This window comes from Carnobacterium jeotgali MS3 (assembly GCF_000745125.1).
GTDB lineage: Bacteria > Bacillota > Bacilli > Lactobacillales > Carnobacteriaceae > Carnobacterium_B > Carnobacterium_B jeotgali.
Genome location: NZ_JQNF01000010.1, coordinates 731,684 through 750,168 on the forward strand (window position 1 = coordinate 731,684; position 18,485 = coordinate 750,168).

The 18,485-nt window shown below is 35.1% G+C and carries 18 protein-coding genes; 13 read left to right on the top strand and 5 right to left on the bottom strand.

The genetic code is table 11. The features are described 5' to 3' along the window. Window positions 1-129: 129 nt before the first annotated feature. A complete protein-coding gene (locus tag BP18_RS11095; RefSeq protein ID WP_007724081.1) occupies window positions 130-510 on the bottom strand; it encodes a VOC family protein in 381 nt (126 codons plus the stop codon). Window positions 511-738: 228 nt separating this feature from the next. On the opposite strand from BP18_RS11095, the gene BP18_RS11100 reads away from it, so the two are divergent. From BP18_RS11100 to BP18_RS11115, 4 genes are all read left to right on the top strand, one after another. Then, a complete protein-coding gene (locus BP18_RS11100; protein ID WP_035050633.1) occupies window positions 739-1,440 on the top strand; it encodes a CPBP family intramembrane glutamic endopeptidase in 702 nt (233 codons plus the stop codon). Window positions 1,441-1,564: 124 nt separating this feature from the next. Continuing rightward, window positions 1,565-2,182, top strand: a complete 618-nt coding sequence (locus BP18_RS11105; RefSeq protein WP_029276224.1) for an NAD(P)-dependent oxidoreductase — start codon at window positions 1,565-1,567, stop codon at window positions 2,180-2,182. Window positions 2,183-2,284: 102 nt separating this feature from the next. Then, window positions 2,285-3,073, top strand: a complete 789-nt coding sequence (yghU, locus tag BP18_RS11110) for a glutathione-dependent disulfide-bond oxidoreductase (protein ID WP_029276222.1) — start codon at window positions 2,285-2,287, stop codon at window positions 3,071-3,073. Window positions 3,074-3,131: 58 nt separating this feature from the next. Continuing rightward, on the top strand, window positions 3,132-3,842 hold the full coding sequence (locus tag BP18_RS11115; protein WP_231549465.1) for a YoaK family protein: 711 nt from the start codon (window positions 3,132-3,134) through the stop codon (window positions 3,840-3,842). Window positions 3,843-3,920: 78 nt separating this feature from the next. Here the strand turns inward: BP18_RS11115 and fabV are convergent, their stop codons facing one another. Then, a complete protein-coding gene (fabV, locus tag BP18_RS11120; protein WP_029276218.1) occupies window positions 3,921-5,114 on the bottom strand; it encodes an enoyl-ACP reductase FabV in 1,194 nt (397 codons plus the stop codon). Window positions 5,115-5,370: 256 nt separating this feature from the next. Here fabV and gloB point away from each other — a divergent pair, with 256 nt between their 5' ends. The 3 genes from gloB to BP18_RS11135 all read left to right on the top strand — a co-directional run bounded on the left by gloB (window position 5,371) and on the right by BP18_RS11135 (window position 7,753). Next, a complete protein-coding gene (gloB, locus tag BP18_RS11125) occupies window positions 5,371-6,072 on the top strand; it encodes a hydroxyacylglutathione hydrolase (RefSeq protein ID WP_029276216.1) in 702 nt (233 codons plus the stop codon). Between the two features lie 80 nt (window positions 6,073-6,152). After that, a complete protein-coding gene (locus tag BP18_RS11130) occupies window positions 6,153-6,860 on the top strand; it encodes a DNA alkylation repair protein (RefSeq protein WP_029276215.1) in 708 nt (235 codons plus the stop codon). 29 nt (window positions 6,861-6,889) lie between these two features. After that, a complete protein-coding gene (locus BP18_RS11135; protein ID WP_029276214.1) occupies window positions 6,890-7,753 on the top strand; it encodes an alpha/beta fold hydrolase in 864 nt (287 codons plus the stop codon). 75 nt (window positions 7,754-7,828) lie between these two features. On the opposite strand, the gene BP18_RS11140 is transcribed toward BP18_RS11135, so the two are convergent. Beyond that, window positions 7,829-8,428 (bottom strand): acetate uptake transporter, encoded by a 600-nt coding sequence (locus BP18_RS11140; protein ID WP_029276213.1) that lies wholly within the window; start codon window positions 8,426-8,428, stop codon window positions 7,829-7,831. Between the two features lie 200 nt (window positions 8,429-8,628). After that, window positions 8,629-9,819: a coenzyme F420-0:L-glutamate ligase gene (locus BP18_RS11145; RefSeq protein WP_029276212.1), complete on the bottom strand. Its 1,191-nt coding sequence runs from the start codon at window positions 9,817-9,819 to the stop codon at window positions 8,629-8,631. A 473-nt stretch (window positions 9,820-10,292) separates the two neighbouring features. On the opposite strand from BP18_RS11145, the gene BP18_RS11150 reads away from it, so the two are divergent. After that, window positions 10,293-10,853, top strand: coding sequence for an NUDIX hydrolase (locus BP18_RS11150; RefSeq protein ID WP_029276210.1), 561 nt, complete (start codon window positions 10,293-10,295; stop codon window positions 10,851-10,853). 69 nt (window positions 10,854-10,922) lie between these two features. On the opposite strand, the gene uraA is transcribed toward BP18_RS11150, so the two are convergent. Next, window positions 10,923-12,197 (bottom strand): uracil permease, encoded by a 1,275-nt coding sequence (uraA, locus tag BP18_RS11155; RefSeq protein WP_029276207.1) that lies wholly within the window; start codon window positions 12,195-12,197, stop codon window positions 10,923-10,925. 332 nt (window positions 12,198-12,529) lie between these two features. On the opposite strand from uraA, the gene BP18_RS11160 reads away from it, so the two are divergent. The 5 genes from BP18_RS11160 (at window position 12,530) to BP18_RS11180 (ending at window position 18,466) form a co-directional block, all read left to right on the top strand. Then, a complete protein-coding gene (locus tag BP18_RS11160) occupies window positions 12,530-13,054 on the top strand; it encodes a YehS family protein (RefSeq protein WP_035050634.1) in 525 nt (174 codons plus the stop codon). Between the two features lie 316 nt (window positions 13,055-13,370). After that, window positions 13,371-14,879, top strand: coding sequence for a DUF1846 domain-containing protein (locus BP18_RS11165; protein ID WP_029276205.1), 1,509 nt, complete (start codon window positions 13,371-13,373; stop codon window positions 14,877-14,879). 412 nt (window positions 14,880-15,291) lie between these two features. Then, a complete protein-coding gene (locus BP18_RS11170) occupies window positions 15,292-16,530 on the top strand; it encodes an MFS transporter (protein ID WP_029276203.1) in 1,239 nt (412 codons plus the stop codon). Between the two features lie 202 nt (window positions 16,531-16,732). Continuing rightward, the gene (locus tag BP18_RS11175; protein ID WP_051669188.1) at window positions 16,733-17,524 is read left to right on the top strand and encodes a serine hydrolase; all 792 of its coding nucleotides are present in this window, start codon (window positions 16,733-16,735) and stop codon (window positions 17,522-17,524) included. Between the two features lie 54 nt (window positions 17,525-17,578). Beyond that, entirely contained in the window at window positions 17,579-18,466 is an 888-nt protein-coding gene (locus BP18_RS11180; RefSeq protein WP_035050635.1) for a C40 family peptidase, read from the top strand. The last annotated feature ends 19 nt before the right edge of the window (window positions 18,467-18,485 follow it).

An 18,485-nucleotide genomic window follows, 5' to 3' on the forward strand; every position in this document is an offset into this window, starting at 1 on the left:
GTGAGGTTTTTAGACAGTAATGAATTAACAGGAAACTTGTAAGTGGCGGTAAGGTGATAAAAGAAGAGATTAAAAAAATATAAGCATGTTGGCAACAACCAACATGCTTATATTTAAAATAGGCAAAAATTATTTTGCACGTTTTACTTCAATTCGATAGCCATCAGGGTCCGTAACAAAGAAATAGGTAGGTGTGCCGCCTGAGAGTCCTTTTAACTCCCCTGTTTCGTAAGCAGAACCTTTACAAATTTCATGCATTTTTTCTAAGTCACTGACAGTTACACCTAAATGACTGAAACCATCTCCTACATTATATGGCTCGGCATCGTAATTGTAAGTAAGTTCAATTTGTACAGAAGAGCCAGGAGAATTCAGATAAACCAAATCAAATTTATTTTCAGGGAATTTTCTGTGGCTAGCAACTTCAAAATCGAACAGATTAGTATAAAAATCTAAAGTAGCCTCAAGATTTCTGACGCGTAAGCAAATTTCAACGAGTGTTTGGTGCATAATAATATCATCCTCCAATAGTTTCTTATGTTTATTCTAGCATGAATAGGTCATATAGGCACCCTTGATAACTTCTGTATTGTCTTCTATTGAGAACACCATCTTATAAATAGGCGGGGCTGGCGGGTATTTTGATAGTCATTAGCACCATTCTTTTAGTATGTTAAATCTTCTTTTGTTGGAAAGTATTAGAATTGATTTATACTAAAAATCTGAGGTGAAGAAATCGTGGAAAATAAAAAAATCATTCTACAATTTACGATGCTGACATTTGGTATAGCCTATTTTGTGTCAGGTATTTTGATTTTTTTGGAACAATTTGGGTATACAATTTACAATTGGGTTAATTCATTACAGCAATTTGCTATGAATATTCCTTTTGCGATCTATATTTTGTCGCCTGCTGTTGCTTCATATGTCATTGCAGGGCTCATCCTGTATTTTGGGATTCATCTTGCACTTTCCGATTATAGTAAAATAGTCCTTCCATTTTATGCATTTTTTCTTTACTTACCCGGTAATCTTATTATCGGTGGTTTAGAGGAAGCTGGTTGGATGTATATATTACAACCTGGGCTCAATAAAAAATATGGTTATATTTTGTCTTCGTTATTGGTCGGAATAATTTGGCTAATATGGCACATCCCACTCTTCTTCATTCCAGGGACGAACCATAGTGAGGGACTGATTAACTTTTGGATGTTTGCCGTTCAGATTCTAGCCTTTCGTTTTTTTTATGGAGCAATCTCTAAAATATCAGGAAAAGGTCATGTTTTTATGTGTGTCTTATTTCATACTATGTTCAATGCAGCATCTCCTATCTTTGGGACAATGACTATGACCTGGATAGGAACAATGGTTGCAAATGCTGCGATTGTCATTATTTCAATTGTAACGGTTATAATATTCGAAAAAAAGAACAACAAATAGACTTTTCTATAGTATAGTTAACGAAATAAGAATGGAAAAGAGTATCATGGTCTTCTTTATTTTCGATGTATGATACAGATTCTATTTTTACCTATTTTAAAAAAAAATAAACAGGTGGTTTATCATGAAAATTATCGTTTTTGGGGCAACAGGCGGCGTTGGTCAATTTGTTGTGAAACAAGGATTAGAAGCCGGTTTTGAAGTAACGGCATTTGTACGAACACCAGCGAAGTTAGCTATTTCACACGAGAACTTAACGGTTATACAAGGAGATGCTTTCAATCAAGCAGAAGTAACGGCTGCAATTGCAGGACAGGATGCTGTGGTATCCTGTTTAGGATCAAGCCGTGGAATGAAAAAATCAACTGAACTTCAAGAGATGACGAAAAATATTGTGGTAGGTATGCAAGAACAAAAGGTTGAGCGGATCGTGTATACTGCATCTGCAGGTGTTCATAATGAACTAACAGGTATCAGTGGGAAATTGGTGATGATGTTGCTTAAGAATACATTAATTGATCACCGTGTAGCAGTCGAGTATATTAAAAGCTATAAGTTAAACTACACGATTGTTCGCCCTATGAGTTTAACAAATCATGATTTCACAGGGAAATACAGAGAGTCTGCAACAAACGTCCCTAGCAAATCAAGTTCAATACCACGCGCAGACGTAGCTCACTTTATATTAAAGGCTTTAGCAGATTCAAATTACGTAAATACGTCAATCGTAGTTGCGACATAAATTAAACAAAAATTGATGTCTTATAAATAAGCTGAAATTTGGGCATATTGATAAATGAGTAGTATGATAAAGATATGAATAAATAGTATGAGGAGTGGTAAAATGACAGCATATGAATTACCAAAAGTGTGGCAGTGGGAAGAAGAAAATTCAAAAAAAGGTGGCAATCGCCCAACCGCTGGAAGTCGTTTTGAACAAAAATTACCAGTCGGAAAGGCTCCGTTCCAGCTTTATTCATTAGGAACACCTAATGGTATTAAAGTCACAATTATGTTTGAGGAACTAAAGGAACTTGGTATAGAAGGCGCAGATTATGACTTGTATACTATTAATATTGGAGAAGGGGATCAATTTGGTTCAGATTTCGTTGAGATCAATCCTAACTCTAAAATTCCAGCTCTAGTTGACCAAAGTCAAAGTCCTCGTTTAGAAGTGTTTGAATCCGGTTCTATTCTTCTTTACTTGGCAGAAAAATTTAAGCAACTGATTCCGACAGATATTCATGGACGGACCGAAACGCTTAATTGGTTATTCTGGCAAATGGGCGCAGGTCCTTATGTTGGTGGAGGATTTGGCCACTTTTTCGCTTATGCTCCAGAACCGATGAAATACCCAATTGATCGCTTCACGATGGAAACGAAACGTCAGTTAGATTTACTAGATAAAACCTTAGAAAAACGACCTTATATAGCCGGCGATACTTATACTATCGCAGATATTGCCATCTGGTCTTGGTATGGTCGTTTAGCTTTAGGAAAATTATATGAAGGTTCTTATGAATTTCTAAATCTGGATGAATACACTCATCTCTTGGAATGGTCTAACCGCATTGCAGAACGACCAGGTGTTCAAAAAGGCCTAGCAGCGGAGTCTCAACCAATTAAAGAATAGGTTATAAAATAATAAAACATGTCACTAAATAAAAATGTTTATGATAGTAGGGTTTGTATTGAGAAAAAAAGCACTAAAGATTCAGTTAACGAGTTGGATTTTCCTCTTAACTGCAACTGCAGGATTTATGAACGTTGTAACAATTATTTTATTTTCAGCTACTAGCTCCCATCATACGGGGAGTTTATCAAATAGTATGATTCATTTAGTAAAAGGGGATTTTGAGAATTTTATTCGTTTGGCAATCGTTATACTAGCCTTTTTCTTAGGAACGATGTTGAGTGGATTCTTATTTCCAGAACAGGTCTTTAAATTGAAACGTCGGTATGGTTATATTCAACTCTTATCCGGTTTAGCGATTTTAGCGGGAAGCATGATGTTTAATAATTCTTTGTGGTATTTGCTAGAGACAACCTTTATTTTAGGTCTGCAAAATGGGATGTTTGTCTATTATAAAGGGATGATTGTTCGTACGACACATATGTCCGGAAATCTAACGGATGCTGGTTTGGCTTTAGGTAGAAGTTTAGCAGGGCGAAAATCCGAATTTAGGAAAGCCCGTTTCCAACTACTGAATCTCAGCTTCTTTCTATTAGGTAGCATAGTTGGTGCCGGCTTATTGCTATATACTAGTGTTGATATTTGGCTTGTAGCAAGTAGCTTATACTTCTTTCTAGGTCTCTTATATTTCTCATTGTATCATCACTTCAATTACGTAAAATCAACTCACGATGAATTTGAAATAAACGGAAACCGCTTGTTTGATTAGTTAAACTAGACTTAAAACAAAGAACCCCTCGCATTAAACTGTGAGGGGTTCTTTGTTTGGTTAGAGAGTCACAACTGCTTAATAGTGTAGTGCTTTTAAATCTTCTATAGTAACATCTTTTTCAACATAACCGTCAACCATGAAGCCACTTAAATTTGAAAACTCTTTATAAAAGACATCGTAAGCTGTCAGATCAGAAGCAAAGTTTTCTTCAGTTAATTTTAGGATAAGTTCCTTGGTTTTGGCTTGAGTATCGCTATCAAGTTCCCAATTATCAGGTCTAAGACGGCCCACTTCATCGTACTCAGGTTTGTTGCCGTAAATCATTTCGCGGTAAATGCGGTCTTGATGCATGATAGGTGTTTCATGAGTACCTTTTTCTGCCATTACTTTATAAAGACCAATGCAATACACTGGGAAAAAAGGAATAACTGAACTTGCTTTAGTGGTAACTGCAGTAGCTACAACGATTTGAGCTTTGCCGTTAATGTCCGCTAGTAACGCATTAATATTCTCTGTTTTTTCATCACAGTCTGCTTTAGCAAGACCAAGAGTACCTCCACCATAGTAATCATGATTCAGTTCTGTTCCTAAATAAGAATAGTTTGTTGTTAGAACGCCATCTGTTAAAACGTCTGCTTCTTTTAGTGCTTTCATCCATAATTCCCAGTCTTCGCCACCCATTACTTTTACCGTGTTAGCAATTTCTTGATCCGTTGCGGGGTCTAGTGTTTCTGTGTAATAACTTTGATTTTGCATATTAATATTTGGACCAACCACGGGCTCTCCGATAGCTTTAATTGAAGAAGTATATGTTTCTCCAGTATCAGGATCTGTTCTTCTACCACTTGCTAGACTGTAAACAACTAAGTCAACTTTTCCACCAAATTCGTTCTTGATGTAATCGATAACTTCCTGCTTGCTTTCATGGCTAAAGGCGTCTTGAACAAAGTTTTTAGCAATCAATCCTTCATCTTCAGCAGTTTCTCGAAAAGCGATATTATTGTACCAGCCGGCTGTGCCTAGATTTTTTTCGTTTTTTGGACCTTTTTCATAAGAAACACCAATTGTGTCTGCTCCAGTACCGAAAGCTAAGCTGATTCGAGTAGCCAATCCGTAGCTTGATGAAGCGCCAATAATCAATACTTTTTTTGGACCTTCATAAGTTCCTTTGCTTTTAACATAGTTAATTTGATTCAATACTTCTTGTTTGCATCCAAGTGGATTTATGCCTAATGCTACATTTCCTCTAATGTTTTGTGTAAATTCCATCATAATTAGTTTTCCCCCATTAAATTGTTATACGAATATCATATCAGAAAAAGTTTCTCATGAGAAACTACTTATCCAAATTTTAAATTAAAGTTCACTCTAGAAACAGTCATAAAACTTTATAAGACAAAGTAGAAACACTATTTTTAGTGATTGGATCGTTATTAAAATAATGTAAGGTTCTGTTATACTTAGTAGTATATTAAAATCACATTTCGAATAGGGATGATAAAATTAAAAGTGAGGAGACTTATTCATGAAAATTAATCCTATAAAAGCATTTTCTGATAACTATATTTGGGTAATAGAAGAGGGGAAAGATGCAGTAATAGTCGATCCAGGAGAATACAAAGCTGTTCTTCATTATTTAGAAGAAAACCAGATGACATTAAAAGCGATTATTCTGACACATAATCATGAAGATCATATCGGTGGAGTCAAAGCAATTTCAGAAAAATTCCCGGATACGCCTATTTATGGACCAGAGGAAACTGCTTTTTTAGCTGATCATGTCGTTAAAGATGGTGATTCTTTTGATTTATTGGGTAAAAAATTTCAGGTCTTTAAAACAGCCGGTCATACAATAGAGCATGTTAGTTTCTTGATGGAAAAGGCACTATTTTGTGGGGACGCTTTGTTTTCAGCCGGTTGCGGACGCGTCTTTACAGGTGATTATCAAGCGCAATTTAATGCATTACAAATGTTTAAGAGCTTAGATGACGCTGTAGAAGTTTATGCAGGGCATGAATACACTCAAACGAACTTACGCTTTGCTCAATTTATTGAACCAGCGAACAAGAACATTTCACATGTTTTGGATCAAGTAACTAATTTAAGAGCGCATGACCGTCCAAGTCTGCCGTCCACGATTGGCAAGGAAAAAAATATTAATTTATTTCTTCAGGCGGATAAGTTACAAGATTTTATTGCTTTGCGAAATGCACGAGATAATTTTTAACAATAAAGCCGAAGACAAGGTCATCTGTGTTATAAGTATAGTTAAGTAAATGGCTAGTAAAAAAAAGGAGCTATCAGAGGATGGATTTTGAAACAGTTATGCAAGAGCTTGAAGCTTTAAGTAAGCCAAGAATGAAGAAAATATATTTATCCAATGGTGCACACGAGCCGCTTTTTGGTGTGACTACGGGTTCTATGAAACCTATGTCAAAGAAAATAAAACTAAATCAGGCTTTAGCGGAAGAACTTTATGCTACAGGTAACTATGATGCGATGTATTTTGCAGGCGTTATTTCGGACCCTAAAGTTATGATGGAGTCGGATTTTGATCGCTGGATAGATGCAGCTTATTTTTATATGTTGTCTGATTTTGTGGTAGCTGTGACATTGTCGGAGTCAGACATTGCACAAGAAGTTGCTGACAAATGGATTGCAAGTGGCGAAGAGCTAAGAATGTCAGCCGGTTGGAGTTGTTACTGTTGGCTATTAGGCAATCGCCCAGATACCGAATTTAGTGAGTATAAGATTTCGACTATGATGGAGATCGTGAAAAATACGATTCATCATTCGCCAAACCGAACGAAAGCATCTATGAATAATTTTCTATTTACAGTGGGGGTTTCATTTGCACCGCTACATGAACAAGCGCTTGCGACTACACAAGAAGTAGGAATAGTAGAAATCCAACGTCAAAATAAAAAAAATAGTTTCTTAAATGCTTATGAAAGTATTCAAAAGCAAGTGGAAAAAGGCAGGATTGGTTTTAAACGTAAATATGTCAGATGTTAATTTACTTCAGATAGGAGGAGTGAAAGCAGATGGAATTACAAGAACATAAGTATATAAAAACCAATGGAATTAAATTACACGTTGTCCAACAAGGTCCTGAAAATGGTGAGTTGGTTCTATTACTGCATGGGTTTCCAGAGTTTTGGTATGGGTGGAGTAACCAACTATCTGATTTAGCAAATAAAGGGTTCCGAGTATGGGCTCCTGATCAGAGAGGATACAATCTCAGCGATAAACCCAAGAAAGTAAAAGATTATCGCATGGATCAGTTAGCAGCAGATGTTGCTGGATTGATTAAAGCATCAGGGAAAGAAAAAGTCATTTTAGTCGGTCATGACTGGGGCGGAATCGTGGCGTGGCGAGTGGCGCGCGAGTATCCCGAACTGCTCCACAAGTTGATCATCCTCAATGCTCCACATGAAGTTGCTATGGGCAGCCAGATTGTGCGACACCCATTACAACTAGTGAAAAGCTCGTATATTGCTTTCTTCCAGTTGAGAGGACTGCCGGAAAGAGTATTTGGAATGTCTAATTGGAAAGTTTTAGAGAAGACACTGGTAAATAGCAGTCAAAAAGGCACGTTTACTGAAGAGCAATTGAAAAACTATCGTGTTGCTTGGTCACAACCCGGTGCTATGCGTTCGATGATTAATTGGTATCGTGCACTGATAAATAAACCTACAAAACCAACTATCCCATCACGCGTGACTGTCCCTACGTTAGTGATATGGGGAGCTAAAGATCAATTTTTAGGTCCTGAATTAGCTAGTAAAAGTCTGGAGTTTTGTGATAATGGTCGAGGAATCTTATTAGGAGAAGCAACTCACTGGGTGCATCACGAAGAACCCGAGCGAGTCAGCAACTTAATGATAGATTTTATTGCTGAAAAATAAGCTCAATTTAAAAAAATGCTGAAAAAAAGCACATTATCCATCTAAATGGGCAATGTGCTTTCGTTAATGAGGCTTTTATTTTTTAACTTCGCCAATAGGCATAATTATTTTTCCATAAAGTTCATTTAAAACTTGTGCCATTGCAGCATAAATTGCTGAGAATCCACAAATGATTCCTTCATAACCAGCAATCGTTAAAACAAGTTCAGATCCTGTAAAATGACCTAAAGATAATAATAGGAATAAAAGTGCTAATGATCCAAATACAACTTGTAAAGCTTTGCTGATTCTAAGCGTTCCAATAAACATAGCAAATGTAAAGATAGCCCACATGAACAAGTATGCTCCCATAGATTGACTAGAAGGTGCCTCGCCTAAACCCATAGTAGGTAAAATGTTTATTGCAATCAATGATAGCCAAAAGAATCCAAATGATGTAAATGCTGTAGCGCCAAAAGTATTATCCTTTTTCCATTCCATAATTCCTGCAATCACTTGTGCAAATCCGCCATAAAAAATACCCATTGCAAAAATCATTGAATCCATTGGGAAAAATCCAGCATTATGAAGATTTAACAATACAGTAGTCATTCCGAAACCCAATAGTCCAAGTGGAGCAGGGTTAGCGGTCATTTCCTTGAAGGTAACTGTTTTACCTAATTTATCTTTATCCATTTTGTTAAATAAACTCCTTTAAATATATAGTCGCAAAAATTCACGCGATTCTTATTATACAGAAGGTGGTCTATACAAGTCAAATGAAAGTTTGAATTAAATACTTTGAAATTATTATTCGTATTTTCTATAAAAAAACCCCTGAAAATTAGATTTTTAGGGGATGACTTATTTTGAAATACGTCTTTTTTATATTAAGCTTATTTTGTATAGTTGTCGAAGTAACCTTGAATATAAACAATAGGTGTTCCTTTATCTCCGCTGCCAGAGGTTAAGTCAGATAATGAACCGATTAAGTCAGTTAATCTACGTGGAGTGGTACCTTGCGCTTCCATCGTGCCAACTAGATCTTCCTTTTTATTCAGAATATATTCAGAGATAGATTGTTTTAGATCTTCTCCACGAAGATGAGAGAAGTTATTGTCGGCTAGATATTTTAACTTCACTTCGTTTGGAGTGCCTTCAAGGCCTCTGGTGTATGCAGGCGAAACAACTGGATCTGCAAGTTCCCAAATTTTACCAACTGGATCTTTGAATGCACCGTCACCATATACCATGACTTCAATTGTTTTACCTGTTAGTTCTTTTAATTTGGCTTGAATACCATCGACAATTGGCTGGCAATTATTTGGAAAGAGTTTCAGGGTATCTTCTGTTGCTTTATTTGATCCAAGTAGGCCATAAGTTTCATTAAAGCCGCTGCCGTTGATTGATGTTGTTAAAATATCATCAAGGCCATATACTGTTTCAGCACCATTAGTTGATAAGATGCGTTTTGTTCTAAAACGTGAATGTATATCACTCGTTAAGACATGTTTAGTATACGTTAAAATAGTTTTAGGATTGTTTGAGAAAATGACTTCGCAAGTTGCACCTTCAGCTTCAATCAACTCTCGATAGTAATCGATATAATCGATCCCAGTAAAGCGGTGTTTTTTATAACCGAAATGCTCACGGAATTCAGCTTCAGTTAAAACATCTGTCCATGGATTCACACCTTTGACATCCAGTTCATCGATTTCAACAAGTTGATTCCCTACTTCATCAGAAGGGTAACTCAACATTAAAACGATATTTTTTGCACCTTTTGCAATACCGCGTAAGATATTTGCAAAGCGATTACGACTTAATATTGGAAAAATGACGCCGATTGTTTCATCTCCGAATTTTGCTTTGATATCTTCAGCAATAGCATCAATTGATGCATAGTTTCCTTGTGCGCGTGCCACAATTGACTCGGTTATAGTAACAATATCCCGATTTTCAAAAGAAAACTCTTCATTCTTAGCTGCATTTAATACAGTCTCCACTACAATTTGTTCAATATCGTCGCCTTTATTGATGATTGGACCGCGAAGGCCGCGTACTACTGTTCCTACTGTGTTTTCCAATATGATCTCTCCTAATATATTGCTTTATAAAAATAGGCATAACTATTTACACACTATACACTTAGTATACCTTTCTGAACGCCTAGAAGTAAAATAGAATAACATACTAGATGAATATAGCGAGTTATTGAAAAAGTGTACTTCTTTTAATTATTCAATTTCTCTTATATCTCTGTTTCAAAATAGTTTATCTCATACTCCGTTAGTGAAAACGTAGATTCAAACTCATTTGTACTCAAAAGGAGTTTGTGTACTATGAATTAATAGTATGATAAACAAAGAATTAAGGGCGGTTAACATAGGTTTCGGAGACATCCATAGTTTAAATGCAATAGAGCATTTGTGGTATAATTACTAAGCGTACTTTAAACAAAAGTAGACTTAAAAGGACCTATTTAATTATAGAAAGTCAAATCAGTAAATAGTTGAATGGTTCAATATTATCTATAGAATTTATTAAAGGAGAATCTTAGATGAACTTAAGAGAACAAATCAGCCATTACATACCTTATACTATTCAAGAAGCTAAAGAACAAGAAGTTATCCTAAAGTATATGGATACTTTTGACAATTTACTGACTCGCGAAAATGAATTTGCTCATCTAACAGCTTCAGCTTGGATCGTTAATCCTGAACGTACGAAAGTTTTAATGGCCTATCATAATATTTATCAATCATGGTCTTGGATTGGTGGGCATGCGGATGGCAATGAGGATTTATTGCAAGTAGTTTTGAAAGAAACAACTGAAGAAACAGGTTTAATAAATATTATTCCAATTATGCAAGATATTTACTCAGTAGAAATACTAGGTGTTCCTAGTCATATAAAAAAGGGCAGTCCAATTGTCACACATTTGCATTTGAATGTAACGTATTTGATTGAAGCGACTGAAAATGAAGAAACGACGGTTAAAAAAGATGAAAATAGTGCCATAAAATGGATGGAATTAAATGAAGCCATTGAAGCTTGTACTGAGCCTGAGATGAAACTCATCTATCAAAAGTTGAACGAAAAATTAAAAAACGAAAAATAAAAAAAAACTGGGTACTAGTTTCCTCTATATGTTCTATAGAAGAAACTGGTACCCAGCTTTTTTAACCTATTAGTCTTCGTCTGATTCATTCATTAAGCCAGCTATTTCAAATAAATAAAAGACGACACTTAAAACAATTCCGACTACACTCGCAAGAATCATACCTTTTAGTTCAATTCCCGCAAAATTAACCGTTAAGCCGCTTAAGCCAGCAACAAGAACAATAGAAGTTAAAATTAAATTTTTTGATTTGCTATAATCGACTTTAGATTCCACTAACAAGCGCAATCCACTTGTTCCAATCATTCCGTAAAGTAGAAATGTTACTCCACCAATGACATTTCCGGGAATCGTCGAGATAAATGCTGCTAAAGGTCCAATAAAAGCCATGCAGATTGAGAAAATTGCTGCCCCAGCAATTACCCGAACACTGTAAACACGCGTGATTGCCATAACACCAATATTTTCACCATAAGTTGTTGTAGGAACCCCACCAATCAGACCAGATAAAGCAGTGCCCAAATTGTCAGCGAATAAAGAGCGATGTAATCCAGGATTTTTAATCAAATCATGGCCGACAACATTTGAAGTGACAACTTGATGACCTATATGTTCAGAAGTTAAGACAAGAAGCACAGGTAGCATCGTTAGTATGGCATTAACATCAAACTTTGCCCATTGAAAATGAGGCAAGGTAAACAATGGCGTTTCCGTTAAAGGGGTAAAATCGACCATTCCAAATGCAGCAGCAGAGAGATAACCGACAACAATTGAAATTAAAATGGGGATAGTGGATAAAAATCCTTTAAACAGTACTGAACCTAAAATTGCTACACTTAATGTAATGAAAAAGACAATAAAGTCTTGGGATGAGGCCGTTTCAGTCATCAAGTTTGCACCGATTGAACCGCCTTGGACAGTGTTTGAAGCTAGCTCCAAACCAATTAAAGCAACGACTGCACCCATTGCTGCTGGTGGAAGAACGATATTAATCCATGCAGTACCTACACGTCGAATGAATAAGGCTAAAAGACAACCAATGACTCCTAAGACGACAAATCCTCCTTGAGCATAAGCAAAACCTTGATTCGCAATAATAATACTTGCAGGTCCAATGAAAGCAAAACTTGAACCAAGATAAGCAGGAGCTTTTCCTTTGGTGATAAGAATAAATAATAACGTAGAGATTCCGTTCATTAATAAGACAATACTAGGGTCAATACCAAAGATGATAGGCACTAATACAGAAGCGCCAAACATTGCAAAAGTATGTTGCAAACTTAACGGCACCAGTAATTTTACAGGGACCTTTTCATTAACTTGAATAATTTTCTTGCTTGACATATACGATTCCTCCTATTTTTGGGCACAAAAAATGCCCTTCTTGAATGGTGTATTCGCAAAAGGACCTCAGGTATCGTATCATAAATTGACTTGTTACCCTTTTTAATCTCTCTGGATTAATTTAAAAGGACTTTGCTTTGATTTATTCTAGCAGTAAACAATTTGGATTACAACAATCAATCCGTAAATAACCAATAATTCTTAAAAACAGAAGCACCTGAAAGTAATAATAAATGGTTTTTATCTGCTGACAAAAGGTGCAATAAGGTGAATAAAGCTTTATACTATATAGAAGATAACAATTTGAAAAAGCTTTTGGAGGGCAAAATAAGATGAACAATAATGATCGATTGGTAAGATTAAGATACGCATTAGATATTAAAGATGCAGATATGGTAGAAATTTTTAAATTAGGCGGATTAGAAATAACAAAAGAAGATGTAAAAAAAATGCTGGATAAGTCGAAAAAACAAAAAGATGAAATTGCAAAAGAAGATGAGTTTCAAAAAAATGAGTACGTGAAAGATTGCTCTAACCAAACGTTAGAATGCTTTTTAAATGGTTTAATTATATTCAAAAGAGGCAAAAAAGATTCAGAAGTCACAGAACCAGAAAAGCCTGTTTCATTGATAATAACGAATAAAAACGTAAATAATATTTTGCTGAAAAAAATTAAAATAGCTCTTTCCCTTACAAGTGATGATATGCTGGGTGTTCTAGGAAATGCGGGAGTGGAAATATCAAAAAGCGAATTAAGTGCAGTTTTTAGAAAAGAAGGACATCGAAATTACAAAGAATGTGGCGATCGTTATGCTAGGAATTTTTTGAAAGGTTTAGCTATAGCGTGGCGCGAATAATTAGTTAATCTAATAAGCTGTTTTAGAAAAAAACACTGGATTAAACTTCTGCTTTCATTGCTGAAGTTCAGTCTAGTATTTTTTTATAGAGAAACAAAAAATTCATAGAGAAAATACATTGATTTTAAAAAATAAACCCCTATAATTGAAAAGGATGTAAAAATAAAACGTTAGTTTTAGGCAAAATATAAGTGCATTTATTTATTCTTAATAGTAGTTAGAAAATAAAAACCGTTAGTACGACAAAAATCGTCTAACTTTTTTTTGTTTAAAAAGGCAGCTGCTAAAATCCAGCAATTATATAGGAGGAAAGCACATGAAAAAAGCAGGGTTTGATCCACAGAAATATATTGAAGAACAATCAAAATATATCTTAGAACGAGTAAATGATTACGACAAGTTGTATCTTGAATTTGGTGGAAAATTGATTGGTGATAAACATGCCAAACGAGTATTACCAGGTTTTGATGAAGATGCAAAAATTAAGTTGTTACAAAAATTAAAAGATCAAGCTGAGATCATTATTTGTGTGTACGCTGGAGATATCGAACGGAATAAAATTCGTGGCGATTACGGCATTACTTATGATATGGATGTTTTAAGATTAATTGATGAATTAAGAGGATATGGTTTAGAAGTAAACAGTGTAGTTATTACGCGCTACAACGGTCAACCTTCTACAAAACTGTTCATTAATAAACTAGAAAGAAGAGATATCAAAGTATTTACGCATGCTGCAATTGAAGGATATCCATCAGATATTGAAACGATTGTTAGTGAAGAAGGTTTTGCAAAAAATGCTTATATTCCAACAACTAAACCAATCGTTGTTGTTACAGCACCCGGTCCTGGAAGTGGGAAACTAGCAACGTGTTTAAATCAACTATACCATGAACGCCATCAAGGGAAGACAGCTGGGTATTCAAAATTTGAAACTTTTCCAGTTTGGAATGTACCGTTAAAACATCCGCTTAATATTGCTTATGAAGCGGCTACTGTAGATTTGAAAGATGTCAATATGATCGATAATTTTCATTTTGAAAAATACAATCAAGTAGCGGTCAATTATAATCGAGATCTTGAAACTTTCCCAGTTATTAAACGCATCATTGAAAAAATTACTGGACAAGAATCAGTCTACCAATCTCCGACAGATATGGGTGTTAATCGAGTAGGTTTTGGCATTACTGATGATGAAGTTGTTAGAGAGGCCTCTAAACAAGAAATTATTCGCAGAAGCTTTTTAACGGAATGTGACTTTAAAAAAGGGCTGATTGACGAAGAAATTTTAAACCATATGAAATTAATTATGGAAGAAGTTGAATTGAAAAAAGAAGATCGAGTTCCGGTTGCACCAGCTCGTAAATATGCAGAGCAGATAAGAGAACAGTCTGAAGCACCTGATATGCCAGCTGTTATCGCATTTGAATTGCAGGATGGTCAAATTGTTACGGGTAGAACAACACCTTTAATGGATTCTTGTTCTGCAGGTATTTTAAATTCAATTAAGGTATTGGCTAATATTTCAGATGAAATTCATTTGTTATCACCAAATATTTTAGAAACAATCCAAAAACTTAAAGTAACAGATCTTCATAGTAAGATGGCAGCGTTGAATGCAAATGAAGTGCTTATTGCACTAGCTATAAGTGCAGTTACCAATCCCACGGCTCAATTAGCGTATAATAAACTTTCTGGGCTGCAAGATGTTCAAGCACACTCAACGGTTATGCTGAATAAAGATGATGAACAAACTCTTCGTAAATTAGGATTAGATATCACATGTGATCCATTCTATCCATCAGAAAATTTATATTATATTTAAATAGAAAAAAGAGAGGTGAGACTTTTGTCTAACCTCTCTTTTTATTGGGCTCAAAATAGGGATTCAATTAAATGGACAAATAAAAGAAGCGTTATAAAATAAAGAAGTAAAGAGAACGTGCAAAATTAAATATGAGATAAAATAATAAGGAGGTTTACAAGAATAACTCAGCCATTGAATGAAAGCGTTTCATAATAATTAATATAAAAAAGAGGTTGACCGGTGTAACTATTTTTATTATACTGACTAATGCAGTAGGATATCACAATATGAGATGTATTTTTGTAATGTGATACTAATCGAAAGTGAGAAGGATTCGTTTTTTATGAAATAATAAAGATAAGAATTGAGCTAAAGGCTTTATTTCAATTGAAATGAAAGCACATACTTTAATTATGGAAGGAAATACAAAATGAAAAAAGAACACTATAGAATGGTCATCGCAGGAATGTTATTAATGTTAGGTCTAGGTATTCCAATTAATGGAATGGGAGTATTTACTGTTCCCGTAACAACTGCATTAGGATTCACCGTTGCCCAATTCAGTATTGTAAGCAGTTGCTTAAGTTTAATCGGAATTGTCAGTATCCCGGTGTTATCTAAAAGCTTGATGCCAAAAATAGGATTAAGAAAGACTGCTTTTGTAGGTGGAATTACAGGGATTACAGGATTTATTTGGATGGCTAATAGTACATCAATTTGGTCATTTTACCTTGCAGCATCTCTAATAGGTTTGTTATTAATGGTTTCCACAAGTATGGTAGCAATAACAATGGTAAATAATTGGTTTATTAAAAAACATGGAACCGTTATGGGTATAATTGCAGCATCAATGGGGTTAAGTGGAGTTGTGGTAAATGCTGTTATTCCATCTGTTGTAGAAAATAGTGGTTTCAGCGCAGGATATTATTTAATGGCTGTCTTTTATGGGGTAGCTGTTCTTGGAGGAGCTTTACTGCTTAGAGATAAACCTGAAGATTTGGGAGCAGTAGCTTATGGCGATGAAGAATCAACTATTAAAGAGCCGAATGCAGTAATGGCAACGAACGAATCAGAACAAGCGTTGTCTGAAGGATTAACATTTGTTGAAGCAATACGTTCACCTGTCTTCTACTTTGCTGCAATTGCCTTTATCTCGTTTGTAATGGTTAGTACATTCACTCAACAATTACAAGTATTCTTAGTCTCAACGGGCATTAACATCGTTCAAGTAGGTGCTATGATGTCTGTAGCTTCAGTGGCTATGATTATCTCTAAGATTGCTATGGGTTCTATCAGCGATAAACTTGGTGCTAAAACGACGTATACAGGTTTAGCCGTTATCTTTACACTAGCCTTCGTCATTTTCTTTTCAACCAGTTCACCAATTATTTTATTCGTAGCGTTACTGATGTATTACATGTGTGCAGGAACACCAAACGTTCTACACCAATTGATTACATTAGATTTATTTGGAAAAAAAGATTTCACTGCTATCTGGGGAATGCTAGCTGTTGCAGCAAATATTGGTTTGGCAATTGGAAATCCAATTTTAGGTCTGCTTTATGACTTAACTGGAACTTACCAATTAACCATTATCGTATGTATTGCATTGATGATCATTTGTTTAATCTTTTTCTTCCTTGCAAATCAAACAAAAAAAAGAGCTTAAATCCGTTGAAAACTATGCGTAATTAAAAACCCACGACTCAATTTTTTTGAGTCGTGGGTTTTTTTTATAAAGTATGAGACAAATAACACACCTGACATGAAAGCGTTACAATAATGTTGTAGTAAATAAAAAAATTCTATATAATTAATTTTAAGTAATAAATATATGAAATTTTAATGTGAGAAAAGAAACGAGGGTGAAAATGGACTGGAATAAGGAAATTCAAGAATTGAAAACAGATTTTACACCTTATATGGAAAGTGGAATTTATATTCATGATGGAAAAGAATTGTTATTTAGTGAAAATAAAGAAGCAATGTTTCCTTCAGCAAGTATCATAAAGCTGCCTATCTATCTCTATTATTACGAACAAGCAATTCAAGGGAATTTTAATTTAACAGATAGAATAAACGTTTCAAAGTCAGGTCGTGCAAATGGATCGGGAGTACTTCATATTCTGACATCTGTTGAAGAGTGGAGTATTGAAGAACTCTTACAATTGATGATCGCTGTTTCAGATAATGAAGCGACAAACCAATTGATTTCTTATGCCGGTTTAGAGAATTTAAAAGCTTGGATAAAAGAAAAAAAATGGGGTAAAAGAATAGCTTTAAGGCGTTACTTGATGGATTATGAATCGGGTTTAGTGAATGAGGTTTCATCACAAGGAGCTGTAGAGGTTTTAAAAGAAATCATTGAACTTGGAAATCATCATTTGTTATGGAGAGAACAAATAGAAAAACCTCTTTTACTGCAGCAATTTCGAACAGGCCTACCAGGCTATTTAGATGAAAGAGAAATTCCTGTTTTAGAAATGTTAAACAAAACGGGTGAAGACAATGGAATTCGTCACGATGTTGCATTATTTCGTTACAAAGACCGATTAGTATATATCGCTGCATTAAATAAAGGCGTAAAAGAAGAAGCAAAGGCAATAGAATGGATGCAAGAAATAGGGAAATTAGCATTTAAATTTTTAACGAATGCTGACTGATGATCATCCTTCTTGCTGATAGAATTAAAAACGAAGCAATAAGGAGAGAAAAAAATGAAAAAAATAGTGAATGTTGCTACAACTTTTTTATGGTCAAACAATAATGATCATCCTATTAAAGAAAAGTTAGCACTACAAAATAGTAAAGAAAATTTTTATACATTATCAGATGAAGAAGTCCTCAGTTTATATAAAGATCGTTTGGTAGATTCAGAAGTGCTTTATGGTGATAGTGTTGAGGTTCTTGAAATTGTTGGAGAATATGCTAGAGTAACGGTTCCAAAACAAGCTTATAAAAATGACCCTAGCGGATATCCAGGCTGGATAATGGTTAAAGACCTTGTTCCCATGCCAGATGGCTGGTCAGAAGCACTAAAACAAGTTGTGGTTAGCCAACCAACGGCAACACTCAATTTTATAAATGAGACACAAATTGCGCAAGTTGTTTCGATTGGTACGATTTTACCTTTAGTAGAAGAGACGTCTACCCACTACAAACTTCTCACTCCAGATGGGATTGGCTATATTTCAAAAGAAAAAGCTCATATAGTGGATAACACGCAAATCAATGCTGTCGAACAAATAATCGAGCTAGCAAAATCTTTTTTAGATTTGAGATACGTCTGGGCGGGAACGAGTGCAGCAGGATTTGATTGTTCTGGATTTGTCTATACCTTGTTTCGGACTTTTGATATTTGGCTGAGCCGGGATGCTCAAGAACAAGTTTTTGAAGGAGCTGTTTATACCTATCAAGAAGCAATTCCAGGAGATTTATTATTTTTTGCTTACGAGGAAGGCAATGGAGAAGTTCATCATGTAGGTCTTTATTTAGGCGATGATCAAATGATTCATTCGCAAACTCCTGGATCAAAAGTAATGATTACTAAACTTGAGGGAACAACGTATCAAAAAGAATTATGCGCAGTTAGACGTTTTTTTTAAAGGTACACATAAATTTATA